Source organism: Micromonospora sp. DT41 (genome assembly GCF_049841715.1).
Taxonomy (GTDB): domain Bacteria; phylum Actinomycetota; class Actinomycetes; order Mycobacteriales; family Micromonosporaceae; genus Micromonospora; species Micromonospora profundi.
In genome coordinates this window covers 37,231-51,171 of the sequence record NZ_JBNCKU010000007.1, presented here as the reverse complement: position 1 = coordinate 51,171, position 13,941 = coordinate 37,231, and the positions used below count along the sequence as shown (strand labels likewise).

Here is a 13,941-nt window from a genome sequence, read left to right as displayed (position 1 = left end):
TCCTCAGCTCAGTGAGGAGACATCGTGACTCGTATCCGCGCGGTGTTCACCGCCGTGGTCGTCGGGTTGGTCCTGGCGCTGCTCTCCGCCGCCCCTGCGGCGGCGCACACCGGCAAGCTGAAGCTCGAGGTCGCCGGTGACGGTGCCGAAGGGGTGACCATCCAGGCCACCTACAGCGACGGGCACCGGCTGGACAAGCCGGTGCGGTTGGTCCTCACCGGCACTGGTCCGGACGGGCAGCGGATCGGCCCGGTGCAACTGGAGCCGGCACCCGAGGGGCAGGGCTTCTACAGCAGCGGCCCTCTGCTCTCCCCGGGTAAGTGGCGGGTGACAGTGACCGCTCCGGCCCCGAATCCCGGTAAGGCGACCGCCGACATCCAGGCGAAGGTCGCACAGACCGCGCCGGCTCCCGCGCCGGTGGCCGTGACGGCGGACACGAACCGTGCCGCCGGCAGTGGCGCGGGCGGCGGTTGGTGGCCGATCGCGGCTGCCGGCCTGGTGCTCACCGCCGCCGCGATGGGGGTGGCGATGCTGTTCGGTCGCCGCCGCACCGGCACGCAGAACGACTGATCGGCCCCTGAAGTCGGGGTGTTCCGGGCCCGGGTCACCCCGACTTCAGGGAACGCGGGCCTGTCGCGTTCGAACGTCCGAGATCAGCCGATGGCGCGCAGCGCCGCCAGGTCCTCGTCGCTGGGCTCCCAGGTGCCGGCCGCGGCGTTGGCGTGCACCTGCTCGGGCGTGGTGGCACCGGCGATCACCGAGGTCACCGCCGGCTGGGCGGCCAGCCCGCCGATCGCCACCTGGAGCATTGTCAGACCCCGCTCGGCGGCGTACGCCTCGAGCGCCTCGATGGTGTCCCAGTTGGCCGCGGCGAGGCGCTCGGCGTACCGGCCGCCGCCGGCGAGCCGACTGCCCGCCGGTGGCTTCTCACTGCGCTTGTACTTACCGGTGAGCAGGCCGTTGGCGAGCGGGAAGAACGGCAGCATGCCGAGGCCGAACCGCTCGCAGGCGGGGATCACCTCGGCCTCGACGGAGCGCTCCAGCAGGTTGTAGTGGTTCTGCGCGCTGATGAAGCGGGACCGACCGTTGGAGGAAGCCACCCAGTCGGCGTCGGCGATCTGCCACCCGGAGAAGTTGGAGTTGCCCAGGTAGCGCACCTTGCCGTCGCGGACCAGGTCGTCGAGGGCCGCGAGGGTCTCGTCGATCGGGGTGCCCGGGTCGGGCTCGTGCATCTGGTACAGGTCGATGTGGTCGGTGCCGAGTCGGCGCAGCGACGCCTCCACCGCGCGGGCGATGTAGCGCCGCGCGCCCCGGGCGCCGAAGTCCGGCCCGTTGAGACCGTGCATGTCCATCCCGAACTTGGTGGCCACCACCACGTCGTCGCGGCGGCCCTTGAGCGCCTGCCCGAGCAGTTCCTCGGACCCTCCCTGCGGCTCGCCGTAGATGTCGGCGGTGTCGAAGAGGGTGATCCCGGCGTCCAGGGCCGCGTCCACCACCGCGCGGGTGCCGTCGAGGTCGAGCTTGCGGCCGAAGTTGTTGCAGCCGATGCCGACGACGGACACCACGAGCCCGGAGTCACCCAGCCGGCGATAGGTCATCTCAGTCACGAGATCCACCCTATGCCCAGCGAAGGAAGGGCCCCTTACTAACGCCAGGCGTTAGTAAGGGGCCCCTCCTTCGCTCTCAGCCGACGTCCCACACCGGCTCGGGGGTCTCCACCACCTCGCTGTCGCCCCGGAACAGCACGAACCTGTCGAAGGAGCGGGTGAACCAGCGGTCGTGGGTGACAGCCACCACTGTCCCCTCGAACGCGTTCAGGCCCGCCTCAAGGGCCTCCGCGCTGGCCAGGTCGAGGTTGTCGGTGGGCTCGTCGAGCAACAGCAGGGTCGCGCCGGACAGCTCCAGCAGCAGCACCAGGAAGCGGGCCTGCTGCCCGCCGGAGAGGGTCCCGAACCGCTGGTCGCCCTGCGCTGCCAGCTCGTAGCGGCTGAGCACACCCATCGCCGCGTGCCGGTCCATCCCGGTACGGTGCTCGTCGCCCCGCCACAGGATCTCGACGAGCGTCCTGTCCATCAGCTCCGGCCGGTCGTGGGTCTGGGAGAAGTGCCCCGGGCGGACCCGGGCACCCAGCCGGGCAGTGCCCTCGTGCGCCACCGGTGCGAGCGCGCCCGCACCGTCGACCGGCCCGTTCGCCGGGTCGGGGTCGGTGCCGCCCCGGGCCAGCAGCCGCAGGAAGTGCGACTTGCCGGTGCCGTTGGCACCGAGCACCGCCACCCGGTCGCCGTACCAGATCTCCAGGTCGAAGGGGAATGTCAGGCCGTCGAGCTCCAGCTGGTCGCAGATGACCGCGCGCTTGCCGGTCCGCCCGCCGGTCAGCCGCATCCGGATGTCCTGGTCCTTCGGGGGTACGGGCGGCGGCCCGGCCTCCTCGAACTTGCGCAACCTGGTCTGCGCGGCCTGGTAGCGCGAGGCCAACCCGTCGTTGTACGCCGCCTTCTGCTTGTACATCAGCATCAGCTCGCGCAGCTTCTGGTGCTCCTCGTCCCAGCGTCGGCGCAGCTCGTCGAGGCGTGCGTGCCGAGCGACCCGCGCCTCGTGCCAGCTGGTGAAGCCGCCCGGGTGCACCCAGGCGCTGCCACCCTCCACGGCGACCACCCGGTCGGCGGTCTGTGCCAGCAGCTCCCGGTCGTGCGAGACGTAGAGCACCGACTTGGTGGACTCGCGCAGCCGCGCCTCCAGCCAGCGTTTGCCCGGTACGTCGAGGAAGTTGTCCGGCTCGTCGAGCAGCAACACCTCGTCCGGGCCGCGCAGCAGCAACTCCAACGCGAAGCGCTTCTGCTGCCCGCCGGAGAGGGTGCGCACCGGCCGGTCCCGGACGGCGTCCCAGGGCTTGTCGAGCACGATTGTGGCGACGGTGTCGAAGAGCACCTCGGCGTCGTACCCGCCGGTCTCGCCCCAGGCGCCCAGCGCGTCGGCGTACGCCAACTGTGCCTTGCCTGCGGCGCTGCTGAACTTGCCGCGGACCTCGGCCGCCCGCATTGCCGCCTCGGTGTCGGCGAGCCGGCGGCCGGCGTCGCGCAGCGGTGGCGGGGCGAGCGACAGGGCCAGGTCGGCGAGTGTCGTCTCGTCGCCGATCATGCCGATGAACTGGCGCATCACGCCCAGTCCGCCGGCCCGCGCGACGGTGCCGGTACGCACCGGCAGATCACCGGCGACCATCCTCAGCAGCGTCGTCTTTCCCGCGCCGTTCGGCCCGACAAGGGCGACCTTGCTGCCCTCGCCGACCCGGAACGACACGTCGGCGAAGAGTTCCCGACCGTCGGGCAGGATGTGCCCGACCGCTGCCACGTCCACGTATCCCACGCCGGGATCCTGCCCCAGCGCGGGCCGCTGGGACATCCAATTACCGGGTGACCCGCAGCACCCGGAAACCCTTCTGGCTGGCGTGCCGCTCGACCTGCCAGCCTTCGTCGGTGAGCCAGCGGTGCAGCGAATCGCCGCCGAGGTGGCGGGCGACGACAAGCCAGCCGACGCCGTCCGGGGCGAGCCGGGGAAGCCAGCGCCGCAACAACTCGTGCAGGTCGTCCTTGCCGATCCTGATGGGTGGGTTGGACCAGAGCTGGGCGAATCGAACCTCTGCCGGCACGTCGTCCGGCGCGCGGACCAGGACCCGGTCGGCGGCGTTCACCCGGGCCGCGTTGGCTTCGGTGAGTTCGCGGGCACGGGCGTTGACGTCGACCGCCCAGACGGTGCTGGCCGGTGCCAGGTCGGCAAGCACGCAGGCGATCGGGCCGAACCCGCAGCCGAGGTCGAGCAGGTCACCTGTGGTGTCGGCGGTGGGAAGCTCGGCCTTGCGCAGGAGCACGGCGGTGCCGGGGTCGAGGCGGCTGGCGGAGAAGACCCCGCCGGCCGAGCCGAGCCGGTAGTCGCGGTCGGCGACGGTGAACTCGACCTCGCGCGCCGGGGCTTCGCTTGCGGGTTGAGCGCTGAAGTAGTGGTCGCCGGTCACGTCGGCAATTCTCGCACCGGCTCGGCATGCTCACGACACGGCCCGCACGCACATTTCCCATTATTGCCCCTAAAGGGACAATGGCTCCTACTCTGGGCAACATGGTGTATCGGTACGAGTCCGATGAGGACGCATTCGAGGAGTACCCGGAGCCCGGGTCCGACCTGCCCGCGCTCGGCGCCGGGCCGCCTCCGGCGGCCGGGCCTTCCCCGTCGCGCTTTCCGGCCCCGTCGCTGCCCCGGCCGAACCAGTTGATGCTGCCCTCGACGCAACCACCACCGGCCACCCGTGCCGCCACTGGGACCAGCACCCCTCTCGGTCAGGTCTACACCTCCGCCCAGCCGGTGGATCCGTCCACCCGGCGCAGTGGCGGGCGACTCTGGCAGGCGGTCGTCGGCGGTGCCGCCGTCCTGGTCCTGCTCGCCCTCTGCGGCCTGGGCGCCGCCGCACTGCTGGCGGACCGCAACCAGGAGCCGCAGACCACCCCGACGCTCCAGCCGAACGCCGCCGCGCCCACCCCCGCCCAGCGACAGGACCTCGACTCCCGGGACACCGACCAGGCCCCGCTCACCGCCAAGGAACTCTTCCCCGGCAAGGAGCTGAAGCTCGCCGACGGCCAGCCCGCCTACAAGGTGCTCAAGACGCAGTCCAGCGGCAGTTGCGCCGTCGCCGCCACCGGGGAGGTGGCCGACCTGCTGGTCCGCCTCGGCTGCAACCAGGTCGTACGGGCCACCCTGCGGTCACCGAGCGGCGACCACCTGGTCACCACCGGCCTGTTCAACCTCACCGACAAGGTCAGCGCGGAACGGACCCGCGACCGGCTCCGGCAACTGCTCGACGAACGGCAGGGCCGCTTCCGGGGTCTGACCACCGGCGACGACGACGGCACCGACGCGCTGACAAGCGCACCGGCGCGGGTCGGCTGGCAGGTCCGCGGGCACTACCTGGCGTACGCCCTGGTGGTCCGCGCCGACGGGGCCGCCGTCAAGTCCGGCGACGCCAAGATCCGGGAGGTGCTGTTCGACATGATCGAGGTGCACCTCAGCCGAGGCGTCCTGCAACGCCGGGCCGACACCGCGATGGCCGTACAGCCCACGCCGGCGGCCACAGAGGGCAGCGGCAGCCAGAGCGGCAGTGAGGACGAGCTGCCGGGCGACTGACAGGCTGCCGGACCGTCAGCCCTCGACAGGTGCCGCGTCCCCCACCGGGACGCGTAGGCGGCGGGTGAGGTCGGCGCGGCGCGCGTACTCGGTCGGGTCGGCCGGGTAACCGACCACCACAAGTGTCAACCCGTGCGCGGGCGCCACTGTCACCTCGCTGGAGCGTTCCTGACGGGTCAGCAGGCTGCCCGGCCACTCGACCGGGCGGCGACCGTCGCCGGCCACCAGCATCGCCCCCACCAGGCTGCGCACCATCGCCTGGCAGAACGCGTCCGCCTGCACGGTGGCGACCAGGATGCCGTCCGGCTCCCGACGCCAGTCCAGCCGGGTCACCTCGCGCAGCGTCGTCGCGTTCTCCTTGCGCCGGCAGTACGCGGCGAAGTCGTGCTCCCCCACCAGGCCCGCCGCCGCCGCGTTCAGCGCGCCCAGGTCCAGCGGCCTCGGCCAGGCCAGCACCTCGTGCCGGCGCAGTGGCTCGGCACCGAACACGGCGTCGGTCACCCGGTACTCGTAGCGCCGGAAGGTCGCCGAGAAGCGGGCGTCGAAGTCGGCCGGCACCTCGGTCATCGCCGTCACCCGTACGTCGGTGGGAAGCAGCCGGGCCAGCCGCCGCAGCAGCCGCCCCTCGTGCTGCCGCCACACGTCGACGGGAAGGTCGAGGTGGCAGACCTGACCGGTGGCGTGCACCCCCGCGTCGGTCCGCCCGGCGACCGTCAACCCGGTGACCGTGCCGGCGCCGAGGACCAGGTCCAGGGTCTCGACGAGCACGCCGGCGACGGTGCGCCGGGTCGGCTGGGCGGCCCAGCCGGAGAAGTCCGCACCGTCGTAGGAGACGTCCAGCCGCAGCCGGATCCGCTCGTCCACCTCGTACCTCCTGTCATGGGTCGGGCCCGGCACCCCGATGGGGTGCCGGGCCCGACGTTGCCCTTGATCAGGCCTTGTTCTCGGTGGCCTCGTCGCTGTCCTCGCGGGCGGCGTCGGTGTCACCGGACGCCGACACCGGCGCCTCGGAGTCCTGGTCGGCCGGAGCCGACTTCGGGGCCTCGTCGGCCGGGGCGAGCGCCTCGACCTTGTCCTGCTGCGCAGCCTTGCGGGCCGCGGTCTTCTTGTTCACCTTGGGCTCTGCGACCTGAAGCTCCTCGACCAGCTCGATGATCGCCATCGGCGCGTTGTCGCCCTTGCGGGGACCGGTCTTCACGATCCGGGTGTAACCGCCGGGGCGGTTGGAGTACCGGGGCGCGATCTGGTCGAACAGGGCGTAGACCACGTCCTTGTCCTTGACGACACCCAGCACCCGCCGCCGCGAGGCGAGGTCACCGCGCTTGGCCTTGGTGATGAGCTGCTCGGCCAGCGGACGCAGCCGCCGGGCCTTCGTCTCGGTGGTCTGGATCTTGCCGTGCTGGAACAGCGCGGTGGCCAGGTTCGCCAGCATCAGCCGCTCGTGCGAGGGGCTGCCGCCGAGGCGGGGGCCCTTGGTGGGCGTGGGCATTTTTGGTGCTCCTCAAATGTGGCGGCAGCGCGGACTAGAGCTGCTCGGTCTCGCGGTAGTCGTCGGTGTCGTAGTCGGCCTCGCCGAAGGTGTCCACGACGTGCGCCGGGTCGAAGTTCGGAGCCGAGTCCTTCAGCCCCAGACCCATCCCGGCGAGCTTCATCTTGACCTCGTCGATCGACTTCTGACCGAAGTTGCGGATGTCGAGGAGGTCGGCCTCGGTACGCCCGATGAGCTCACCAACGGAGTTGATGCCCTCGCGCTTGAGGCAGTTGTAGGAGCGGACGGTGAGGTCCAGCTCCTCGATCGGCAGGGCGAGATCCGCCGCCAGCTGAGCGTCCTGCGGGGACGGCCCGATGTCGATGCCCTCGGCGGTCTCGTCAAGCTCCCGAGCCAGACCGAACAGCTCCACAAGCGTCGAACCGGCCGACGCCAGCGCCGTACGCGGACCCATCGACGGCTTGGTCTCGACGTCGATGATCAGCCGGTCGAAGTCGGTGCGCTGCTCGACACGGGTCGCCTCGACGCGGTAGGTCACCTTCAGCACCGGCGAGTAGATCGAGTCGACCGGGATCCGGCCGATCTCGGCGCCGGACTGCTTGTTCTGCGCGGCCGTCACGTAGCCCCGGCCCCGCTCGACGGTCAGCTCCATGTCGAGCCGGCCCTTGCCGTTGAGGGTGGCGAGCTTCAGGTCCGGGTTGTGCACCGAGACGCCGGCCGGGGGCTGGATGTCGCCCGCGGTCACGTCGCCCGGGCCCTGCTTGCGCAGGTACATGCTGACCGGCTCGTCGTGCTCGGAGCTGACGCACAGCTCCTTGATGTTCATGACGAGCTCGACCACGTCCTCCTTGACACCGGGGATCGTGGTGAACTCGTGCAGCACGCCGTCGATCTTGATCGAGGTGACCGCCGCACCCGGGATCGACGACAGCAGCGTGCGCCGCAGCGAGTTGCCCAGGGTGTAGCCGAAGCCCGGCTCCAGCGGCTCGATGGCGAACCGCGACCGGGTCTCGTTGATCGACTCCTCGGAGAGGGAGGGTCGCTGGCTGATGAGCATCTTTTCTCTTCTCTTCCGGGACGCCCGCTATTTGACGTCCACGACACAAACCGTTCCGGTGGCCCGCCCCGAAGGGCGGGCCACCGCACGAGCTCGGACTACTTGGAGTAGAGCTCGACGATCAGCTGCTCCTGGACCTGCGTGTCGATGACCTGCCGGGCCGGGAGGGAGTGCACGAGCACCTTCATCTGGCTCGGGATGGCCTCAAGCCACGCCGGAACCGTCTTCGAGCCGGCCTGAGCCTGCGCGACGACGAACGGGGTGAGCTCCTTGCTCTTGCCCCGAACCTCGATGATGTCGTGCTCCTTGACGCGGTACGACGGGATGTCGACCTTCTTGCCGTTCACCGTGAAGTGACCGTGCTTGACCAGCTGGCGGGCCATGTCCCGCGAGTGGGCGTAGCCGGCCCGGTAAACGACGTTGTCCAGCCGCGACTCGAGGATCTGCAGGAGGACCTCACCGGTCTTGGCCTGCTTGCCAACGGCTTCCTCGTAGTAACCGCGGAACTGCTTCTCCAGCACGCCGTAGACACGACGGGCCTTCTGCTTCTCACGGAGCTGGAGCAGGTACTCCGTCTCCTTGGTGCGGCCGCGGCCGTGCTGCCCGGGCGGGAACGGCCGGGACTCGAACGGGCACTTCGGACCATCGCACTTGCTGCCCTTGAGGAACAGCTTCATCTTCTCCCGCCGGCAACGGCGGCAGTCTGCACCGGTGTAACGAGCCATCTCTCTCTACCTCTCAGACCCGACGACGCTTAGGCGGACGGCACCCGTTGTGCGGCTGCGGGGTGACGTCGGCGATCTGGCCGACCTCGAGGCCCACGGCCTGCAACGAACGGATGGCGGTCTCCCGGCCGGAGCCGGGGCCCTTGACAAACACGTCGACCTTGCGCATGCCGTGCTCCATGGCGCGACGCGCGGCGGCCTCGGCGGCCAGCTGCGCGGCGAACGGAGTCGACTTGCGGGAGCCCTTGAAGCCCACCTGGCCAGCGGAGGCCCAGGAGATGACCGCACCGGTCGGGTCCGTGATGGACACGATGGTGTTGTTGAACGTGCTCTTGATGTGCGCCTGCCCGTGGGCGACGTTCTTGCGTTCCTTGCGCCGGACCTTCTTTACAGCGGCTCCGGCACGAGCCTTCGGTGGCATAAGTCTGTGCGCTCCTGAATGGGTTCTGTGGCTTGTCGCCCCGTTGATGACGTAGGCACCGGTTCCGGTTGGAGCCCGGCCTACCTCGGCGGAGAACGACCAGAATTCCGGTTAAAGAATTACTTCTTGCCGGGCTTCTTCTTGCCGGCGACGGTCCGCTTCGGGCCCTTGCGGGTCCGTGCATTGGTCTTGGTCCGCTGGCCACGCACGGGCAGGCCCCGGCGGTGCCGGATGCCGGCGTAGCAGCCGATCTCGACCTTGCGGCGGATGTCGGCGGCGACCTCGCGGCGCAGGTCGCCTTCAACCTTGTAGTTGCCCTCGATGTGGTCGCGGAGCTGCACGAGCTCCTCGTCCGTGAGGTCCCGAGCGCGCTTGTCCGGCGAGATACCGGTAGCGGCGAGTGTCTCCAGGGCGCGGGTGCGACCGACCCCGAAGATGTAGGTGAGCGCGATCTCCATCCGCTTCTCGCGGGGGAGATCCACGCCGACTAGACGTGCCATGTGCGGGCGTACTCCTCGTGATGTGTGGCGGAGGTGTGGACCCGTCCCACCCCGCTACCGGCCGTCCCGTCTTTCCGACGCGGTAAGCGCCGGCGACCGGGATCGGTCGCTGCCCGAGCGGGCCCCGGCCTCCGACCGGGGGTCAGCCACGAAAGGAGTACGTCTTCACGTACCGCTCGCGGCTGGGACGAGCATGTGTGTTGTGTGTCGCTGAGGATCTGCCTGGGCCAACGCCACCCGGCCGTGTCCGGCCGGACGGGCTGAGATCAGCCCTGGCGCTGCTTGTGGCGCGGGTCGGTGCAGATGACCATGACCCGGCCGTGCCGGCGGATTACCCGGCACTTGTTGCAGATCCTCTTGACGCTCGGCTTGACCTTCACGGTTGCCTTACTTCCCATCTGGCCCGGGAACGCGCGAAGCGCGAGACCGGACGTCGAAGACGGACACGGGACTTCCCGGCCGTCGTCAGGACTACTTGTAGCGGTAGACGATGCGCCCGCGGGTCAGGTCGTACGGCGAAAGTTCGACGACGACCCGGTCCTCCGGCAGGATGCGGATGTAGTGCTGCCGCATCTTGCCGCTGATGTGAGCCAGCACCTTGTGGCCGTTCGCGAGCTCCACCCGGAACATTGCGTTCGGCAGGGGCTCGATGACCCGACCCTCGATCTCGATGGCTCCGTCTTTTTTCGGCATGTCCTCCGCTGTCCTGACGTCGATTGCACCGGGCGGCCCACAACGTCTTACACGGGAACTGACCAAGATCAGATGCCCGCGCCAGCCGCGGCTCCAGCTCCCACCGAAGCGCAGGGTGGGCATGCCGGAGTGGACGCTGTGCGCCGAACAGAAAGTGTACGCCGACCTGCACGCCGTCGCCAAACCGGCCGGCACCCGAGCACCGTGTCGGGTACGGGCCCGCCTCCCGGACGTCCGATGATCTTCGAGCTGGGCTGCTGGCGCTCAGCTCGCTGGCGAAGGATCGTCTCGTTCGTCCGGTTCACCGGCGCGCAGTTCGCGCCGCCGCTCACGCTTCAGGCGCTTGCGCTCCCGTCGGCGCTCCCGCTCGATCGCCCGGCGTCGCGGCTCTCCCCCGGCCAACCCGGTGACAGTGCGAACCGCAAGCACCGCACCCCACGGCCCGGCCACCCAGGCCGGCCAGAAGTAGAGCAGCTCGCCGCTGAGCATCGACGTGACGCCCCAGACTGCCACCACGATGCCGATCACCTGGAGGTAGGGCAGCCACACCTCGGCCAGCCAGCGCGCGGTGACGCCACCTGCGACCGGATGGTGGCCCACCACCACGCTCGGCGGCTCGGCGGGCAGGCTGGCCGGCACCACAGCGGAACGCTCGGCGGGCGCCACCGGGGGCAGGTCGACAAGCAGGGCGTCCAAATCGGCGTACGTGCGCGCCGCGTACGCGTTCTGCACCCGCTCGTCGTACTCGTGCAGGTCCAGCCGACCCTCGCCGAGGGCGGCCCGCAAGCGCTCGGCCACCGCCTCGCGATCCGCGTCCGCCGCTCGCATCCCGTCGCGCCCGTCCATGCCGGCAAGCATGCCACCCGGAAACAAAAACCGTCTCACCCGTCCGACCCCCTGACGCCCCGTGCGCCAGAGCGGTGCGGGGTCTAGGAGGCTGCCGAGACTGCCGGTTGGCGGGCCGTCACCAGGTCGCCCAGACGGGTCCGGCCGCCGTCGAAGGCCGTGAGCACCCAGACGCCGTCCGGCAACAGCGCCATCGAATGCTCGACGTGCGCCGCGACCGACCCGTCCCGGGTGACGACCGTCCAGCCGTCGGCCAGTTCGACGGTACGCGGCGACGCCATGGTGATCATCGGCTCGATGGCGAGCGCCATACCGGGAACCAGGCGTGGACCCTTGCCCGGTCGGCCGTGGTTGAGCACGTGCGGGTCCTGGTGCATCTCGGTGCCGATGCCGTGCCCGCCGTACCCGTCGACGATGCCGTACCTGCCGCCCTTGCGGACCGCGCTCTCCACCGCGTGCGAGATGTCGGTGAGGCGACCCTTCCCGCTTGCCGCTCCCCGCGCGGCGGCAGCGATACCGGCCCACATGGCGTCCTCCGCCACCTCGGCCATCCGCAGCAGCGCCGGGTCGACGTCGCCGACGCCCACCGTGATCGCGGCGTCGCCGTGCCAACCGTCAAGCACCGCACCGCAGTCGATCGAGATCAGGTCACCGTCGGCGAGCACCTGCTCTCCAGACGGGATGGCGTGCACGATCTGCTCGTTCACGGAGGAGCAGATCGACGCCGGGAAGCCGTGGTAGCCCTTGAACGACGGGACGCCGCCCGCCTCGCGGATCGTCGACTCGGCGATGGCGTCCAGATCGGCGGTGGTCACCCCGGGGGCGACCGCCTCGCGCATGCGGCGCAGGGCCTCGGCGACCACCAGGCCGGCGGCCCGCATCTTCTCGATCTGGTCAGGGGTCTTCAGCTGGATATCCAGCTGGGGACGACGCATGGAGCGTTTACCTTTCGTGGCCGTTCAGCGGGGCACGTCATGCGTACCCCGCTGTTCGCACTCTATCCGCCGTAATTCGGCCGGACCTCAGCCGCCGTACGACCGCAGGGCGTCGATGGCCCGGGTGGTGACGTCCTCCACCGGACCGGTGGCGTCGATCCCGACCAGCTTGCCCTGGGCGCCGTAGTAGTCGACGAGCGGCGCGGTCTTCTCGCCGTACTCCCGCAGGCGGGTGGCGATCGTCTCCGGCTTGTCGTCGTCCCGCTGGAACAGCTCGGCGCCACAACGGTCACAGACGTCCGGCCGGGTGGTGGCGTCGAACTCGACGTGCCAGATCTTGCCGCAGCCCCGGCAGGTGCGCCGGCCGGACAGCCGCCGGATCACCTCGTCGTCGTCGACCACGAGCTCCAGGACCAGATCCAAGGCGGTGCCCAGGTCGGCGAGGAGCTTGTCCAGAGCGGCGGCCTGCGGAGTGGTCCGCGGAAAGCCGTCGAGCAGGAAGCCCTCGCTGGCGTCGGGCTCGGCCAGCCGGTCCCGGACCATGTTGATGGTCACCTCGTCCGGGACCAGCTCACCGGCGTCCATGTAACGCTTCGCCTCGACCCCGAGCGGCGTGCCCTGGGTCACGTTCGATCGGAAGATGTCACCGGTCGAGATCTTCGGCACCGAGAGGTGGGCGGCGATGAACTCGGCCTGCGTGCCTTTGCCCGCTCCCGGCGGGCCAACCAGAACGAGTCTCATCTACCGCAGGAACCCTTCGTAGTTCCGCTGCATGAGTTGGCTCTCGATCTGCTTCACGGTCTCCAGACCGACGCCGACCATGATGAGCACAGCGGTGCCGCCGAACGGGAAGTTCTGGTACTGCTGGTTGTCCAGCCAGATGAAGAAGAAGTTCGGCAGGATGGAGATGACACCCAGGTACAGCGCGCCCGGCAGGGTGATCCGACTGAGGATGAAGTCCAGGTAGTCGGCGGTCGGCTTGCCGGGGCGGATGCCCGGAACGAAGCCGCCGTACTTCTTCATGTTGTCCGCGACCTCGGTCGGGTTGAACGTGATCGAGACGTAGAAGTACGTGAAGAAGATGATCATCAGGAAGTAGACCGCGATGTAGATCGGGCTACTCGGGTTGACCAGGTTGTTCTGGATCCACGCCTGGGTCTTGCCCGGGTCGGTCTGGTCGAAGAACTGCAGGGCCAGCTGCGGCAGGTAGAGCAGCGACGAGCCGAAGATGACCGGGATGACACCGGCCTGGTTGACCTTCAGCGGGATGTAGGTCGAGGTGCCGCCGTACATCCGCCGGCCGATCATCCGCTTGGCGTACTGCACCGGGATCCGGCGCTGCGCCTGCTCGATGAAGGTAACCGCGGTGATGACCACCAGGACCAGCGCGATGACCAGGGCGAACATGTCCCAGCCCTTGCTGGTCTTGATCTGCCAACCCTCGCTGGGCAGCCGGGCCGCGATCGAGGTGAAGATCAGGACGGACATGCCGTTGCCGACGCCGCGGTCGGTGATCAGCTCGCCGAGCCACATGACCATGCCGGTGCCGGCGGTCATCGTCATCACCAGGATGGTGAGGGTCAGCCAGTCCGGGATGCCGGTGCCGGTGGGGATGATCGGGAACTGGTCGCAGCGGTTCTGGAAGAGCTGGCCGGAACGGGCCAGGGCCACGAACGCCGACGCCTGAAGCACACCCAGACCGAGAGTCAGGTAGCGGGTGTACTGGGTGATCTTCGCCTGGCCGGCCTGGCCCTCCTTGCGGAGCTGCTCCAGGCGCGGGATCACGACGGTCAGCAGCTGCAGGATGATCGACGCTGTGATGTAGGGCATGATGCCCAGCGCGAAGACCGAGAGCTGTAGCAGCGCTCCACCGGAGAAGAGGTTGAGCAGGTTCAGCACACCCGTCGACTCACCCTGGAGGGTGTCGAGGCACTTCTGCACGTTGCCGTACGAGACGCCCGGGCTGGGCAGCGTGGCGCCCAGTCGGTAGACCGCGATGATGCCTACTGTGAACAGCAGCTTCTTGCGCAGGTCAGGCGTACGGAACGCACTGAGAAAGGCGGACAGCAACTTCTTCCTCCTGCGCGAGGCGGGCCGCCGGTGATC

General features: G+C 69.6%; 17 protein-coding genes. 2 read left to right on the top strand and 15 right to left on the bottom strand.

Annotation, left to right across the window (positions count from 1 at the left end; all coding sequences use genetic code 11):
* Nucleotides 1-24 precede the first annotated feature (24 nt).
* Entirely contained in the window at nucleotides 25-570 is a 546-nt protein-coding gene (locus tag ACLQ23_RS15215) for a hypothetical protein (protein WP_355590494.1), read from the top strand.
* An 83-nt stretch (nucleotides 571-653) separates the two neighbouring features.
* Here the strand turns inward: ACLQ23_RS15215 and ACLQ23_RS15210 are convergent, their stop codons facing one another.
* The 3 genes from ACLQ23_RS15210 to ACLQ23_RS15200 all read right to left on the bottom strand — a co-directional run bounded on the left by ACLQ23_RS15210 (nucleotide 654) and on the right by ACLQ23_RS15200 (nucleotide 4,009).
* Entirely contained in the window at nucleotides 654-1,616 is a 963-nt protein-coding gene (locus ACLQ23_RS15210) for an aldo/keto reductase (protein ID WP_355631821.1), read from the bottom strand.
* Between the two features lie 67 nt (nucleotides 1,617-1,683).
* Complete coding sequence (locus tag ACLQ23_RS15205) at nucleotides 1,684-3,363, bottom strand: ABC-F family ATP-binding cassette domain-containing protein (RefSeq protein ID WP_355631824.1); 1,680 nt, start codon at nucleotides 3,361-3,363, stop codon at nucleotides 1,684-1,686.
* 40 nt (nucleotides 3,364-3,403) lie between these two features.
* Nucleotides 3,404-4,009 (bottom strand): class I SAM-dependent methyltransferase, encoded by a 606-nt coding sequence (locus ACLQ23_RS15200; protein WP_355590485.1) that lies wholly within the window; start codon nucleotides 4,007-4,009, stop codon nucleotides 3,404-3,406.
* Between the two features lie 101 nt (nucleotides 4,010-4,110).
* Here ACLQ23_RS15200 and ACLQ23_RS15195 point away from each other — a divergent pair, with 101 nt between their 5' ends.
* Entirely contained in the window at nucleotides 4,111-5,169 is a 1,059-nt protein-coding gene (locus ACLQ23_RS15195; RefSeq protein WP_355631826.1) for a hypothetical protein, read from the top strand.
* 15 nt (nucleotides 5,170-5,184) lie between these two features.
* Here the strand turns inward: ACLQ23_RS15195 and truA are convergent, their stop codons facing one another.
* The 12 genes from truA to secY all read right to left on the bottom strand — a co-directional run bounded on the left by truA (nucleotide 5,185) and on the right by secY (nucleotide 13,905).
* Nucleotides 5,185-6,033: a tRNA pseudouridine(38-40) synthase TruA gene (gene truA / locus ACLQ23_RS15190; RefSeq protein ID WP_425880746.1), complete on the bottom strand. Its 849-nt coding sequence runs from the start codon at nucleotides 6,031-6,033 to the stop codon at nucleotides 5,185-5,187.
* 67 nt (nucleotides 6,034-6,100) lie between these two features.
* Nucleotides 6,101-6,658, bottom strand: coding sequence for a 50S ribosomal protein L17 (rplQ, locus tag ACLQ23_RS15185; protein ID WP_053653920.1), 558 nt, complete (start codon nucleotides 6,656-6,658; stop codon nucleotides 6,101-6,103).
* A gap of 34 nt (nucleotides 6,659-6,692) precedes the next feature.
* Nucleotides 6,693-7,715: a DNA-directed RNA polymerase subunit alpha gene (locus ACLQ23_RS15180; RefSeq protein ID WP_007465227.1), complete on the bottom strand. Its 1,023-nt coding sequence runs from the start codon at nucleotides 7,713-7,715 to the stop codon at nucleotides 6,693-6,695.
* A gap of 98 nt (nucleotides 7,716-7,813) precedes the next feature.
* The gene (gene rpsD / locus ACLQ23_RS15175) at nucleotides 7,814-8,440 is read right to left on the bottom strand and encodes a 30S ribosomal protein S4 (protein WP_007465229.1); all 627 of its coding nucleotides are present in this window, start codon (nucleotides 8,438-8,440) and stop codon (nucleotides 7,814-7,816) included.
* Nucleotides 8,441-8,453: 13 nt separating this feature from the next.
* The gene (gene rpsK, locus ACLQ23_RS15170; RefSeq protein WP_030329919.1) at nucleotides 8,454-8,861 is read right to left on the bottom strand and encodes a 30S ribosomal protein S11; all 408 of its coding nucleotides are present in this window, start codon (nucleotides 8,859-8,861) and stop codon (nucleotides 8,454-8,456) included.
* A gap of 119 nt (nucleotides 8,862-8,980) precedes the next feature.
* Complete coding sequence (gene rpsM / locus ACLQ23_RS15165) at nucleotides 8,981-9,361, bottom strand: 30S ribosomal protein S13 (protein ID WP_007465236.1); 381 nt, start codon at nucleotides 9,359-9,361, stop codon at nucleotides 8,981-8,983.
* A 266-nt stretch (nucleotides 9,362-9,627) separates the two neighbouring features.
* Nucleotides 9,628-9,741, bottom strand: coding sequence for a 50S ribosomal protein L36 (gene rpmJ, locus ACLQ23_RS15160; RefSeq protein WP_012184307.1), 114 nt, complete (start codon nucleotides 9,739-9,741; stop codon nucleotides 9,628-9,630).
* A gap of 91 nt (nucleotides 9,742-9,832) precedes the next feature.
* A complete protein-coding gene (gene infA, locus ACLQ23_RS15155) occupies nucleotides 9,833-10,054 on the bottom strand; it encodes a translation initiation factor IF-1 (RefSeq protein WP_007073013.1) in 222 nt (73 codons plus the stop codon).
* A gap of 264 nt (nucleotides 10,055-10,318) precedes the next feature.
* Nucleotides 10,319-10,900, bottom strand: coding sequence for a DUF1707 SHOCT-like domain-containing protein (locus ACLQ23_RS15150; protein WP_355591363.1), 582 nt, complete (start codon nucleotides 10,898-10,900; stop codon nucleotides 10,319-10,321).
* A gap of 83 nt (nucleotides 10,901-10,983) precedes the next feature.
* Nucleotides 10,984-11,835 (bottom strand): type I methionyl aminopeptidase, encoded by an 852-nt coding sequence (map, locus tag ACLQ23_RS15145; protein WP_355590476.1) that lies wholly within the window; start codon nucleotides 11,833-11,835, stop codon nucleotides 10,984-10,986.
* An 87-nt stretch (nucleotides 11,836-11,922) separates the two neighbouring features.
* A complete protein-coding gene (locus tag ACLQ23_RS15140) occupies nucleotides 11,923-12,576 on the bottom strand; it encodes an adenylate kinase (protein WP_053653926.1) in 654 nt (217 codons plus the stop codon).
* A complete protein-coding gene (secY, locus tag ACLQ23_RS15135) occupies nucleotides 12,577-13,905 on the bottom strand; it encodes a preprotein translocase subunit SecY (RefSeq protein WP_053653928.1) in 1,329 nt (442 codons plus the stop codon).
* Nucleotides 13,906-13,941: the final 36 nt, after the last annotated feature.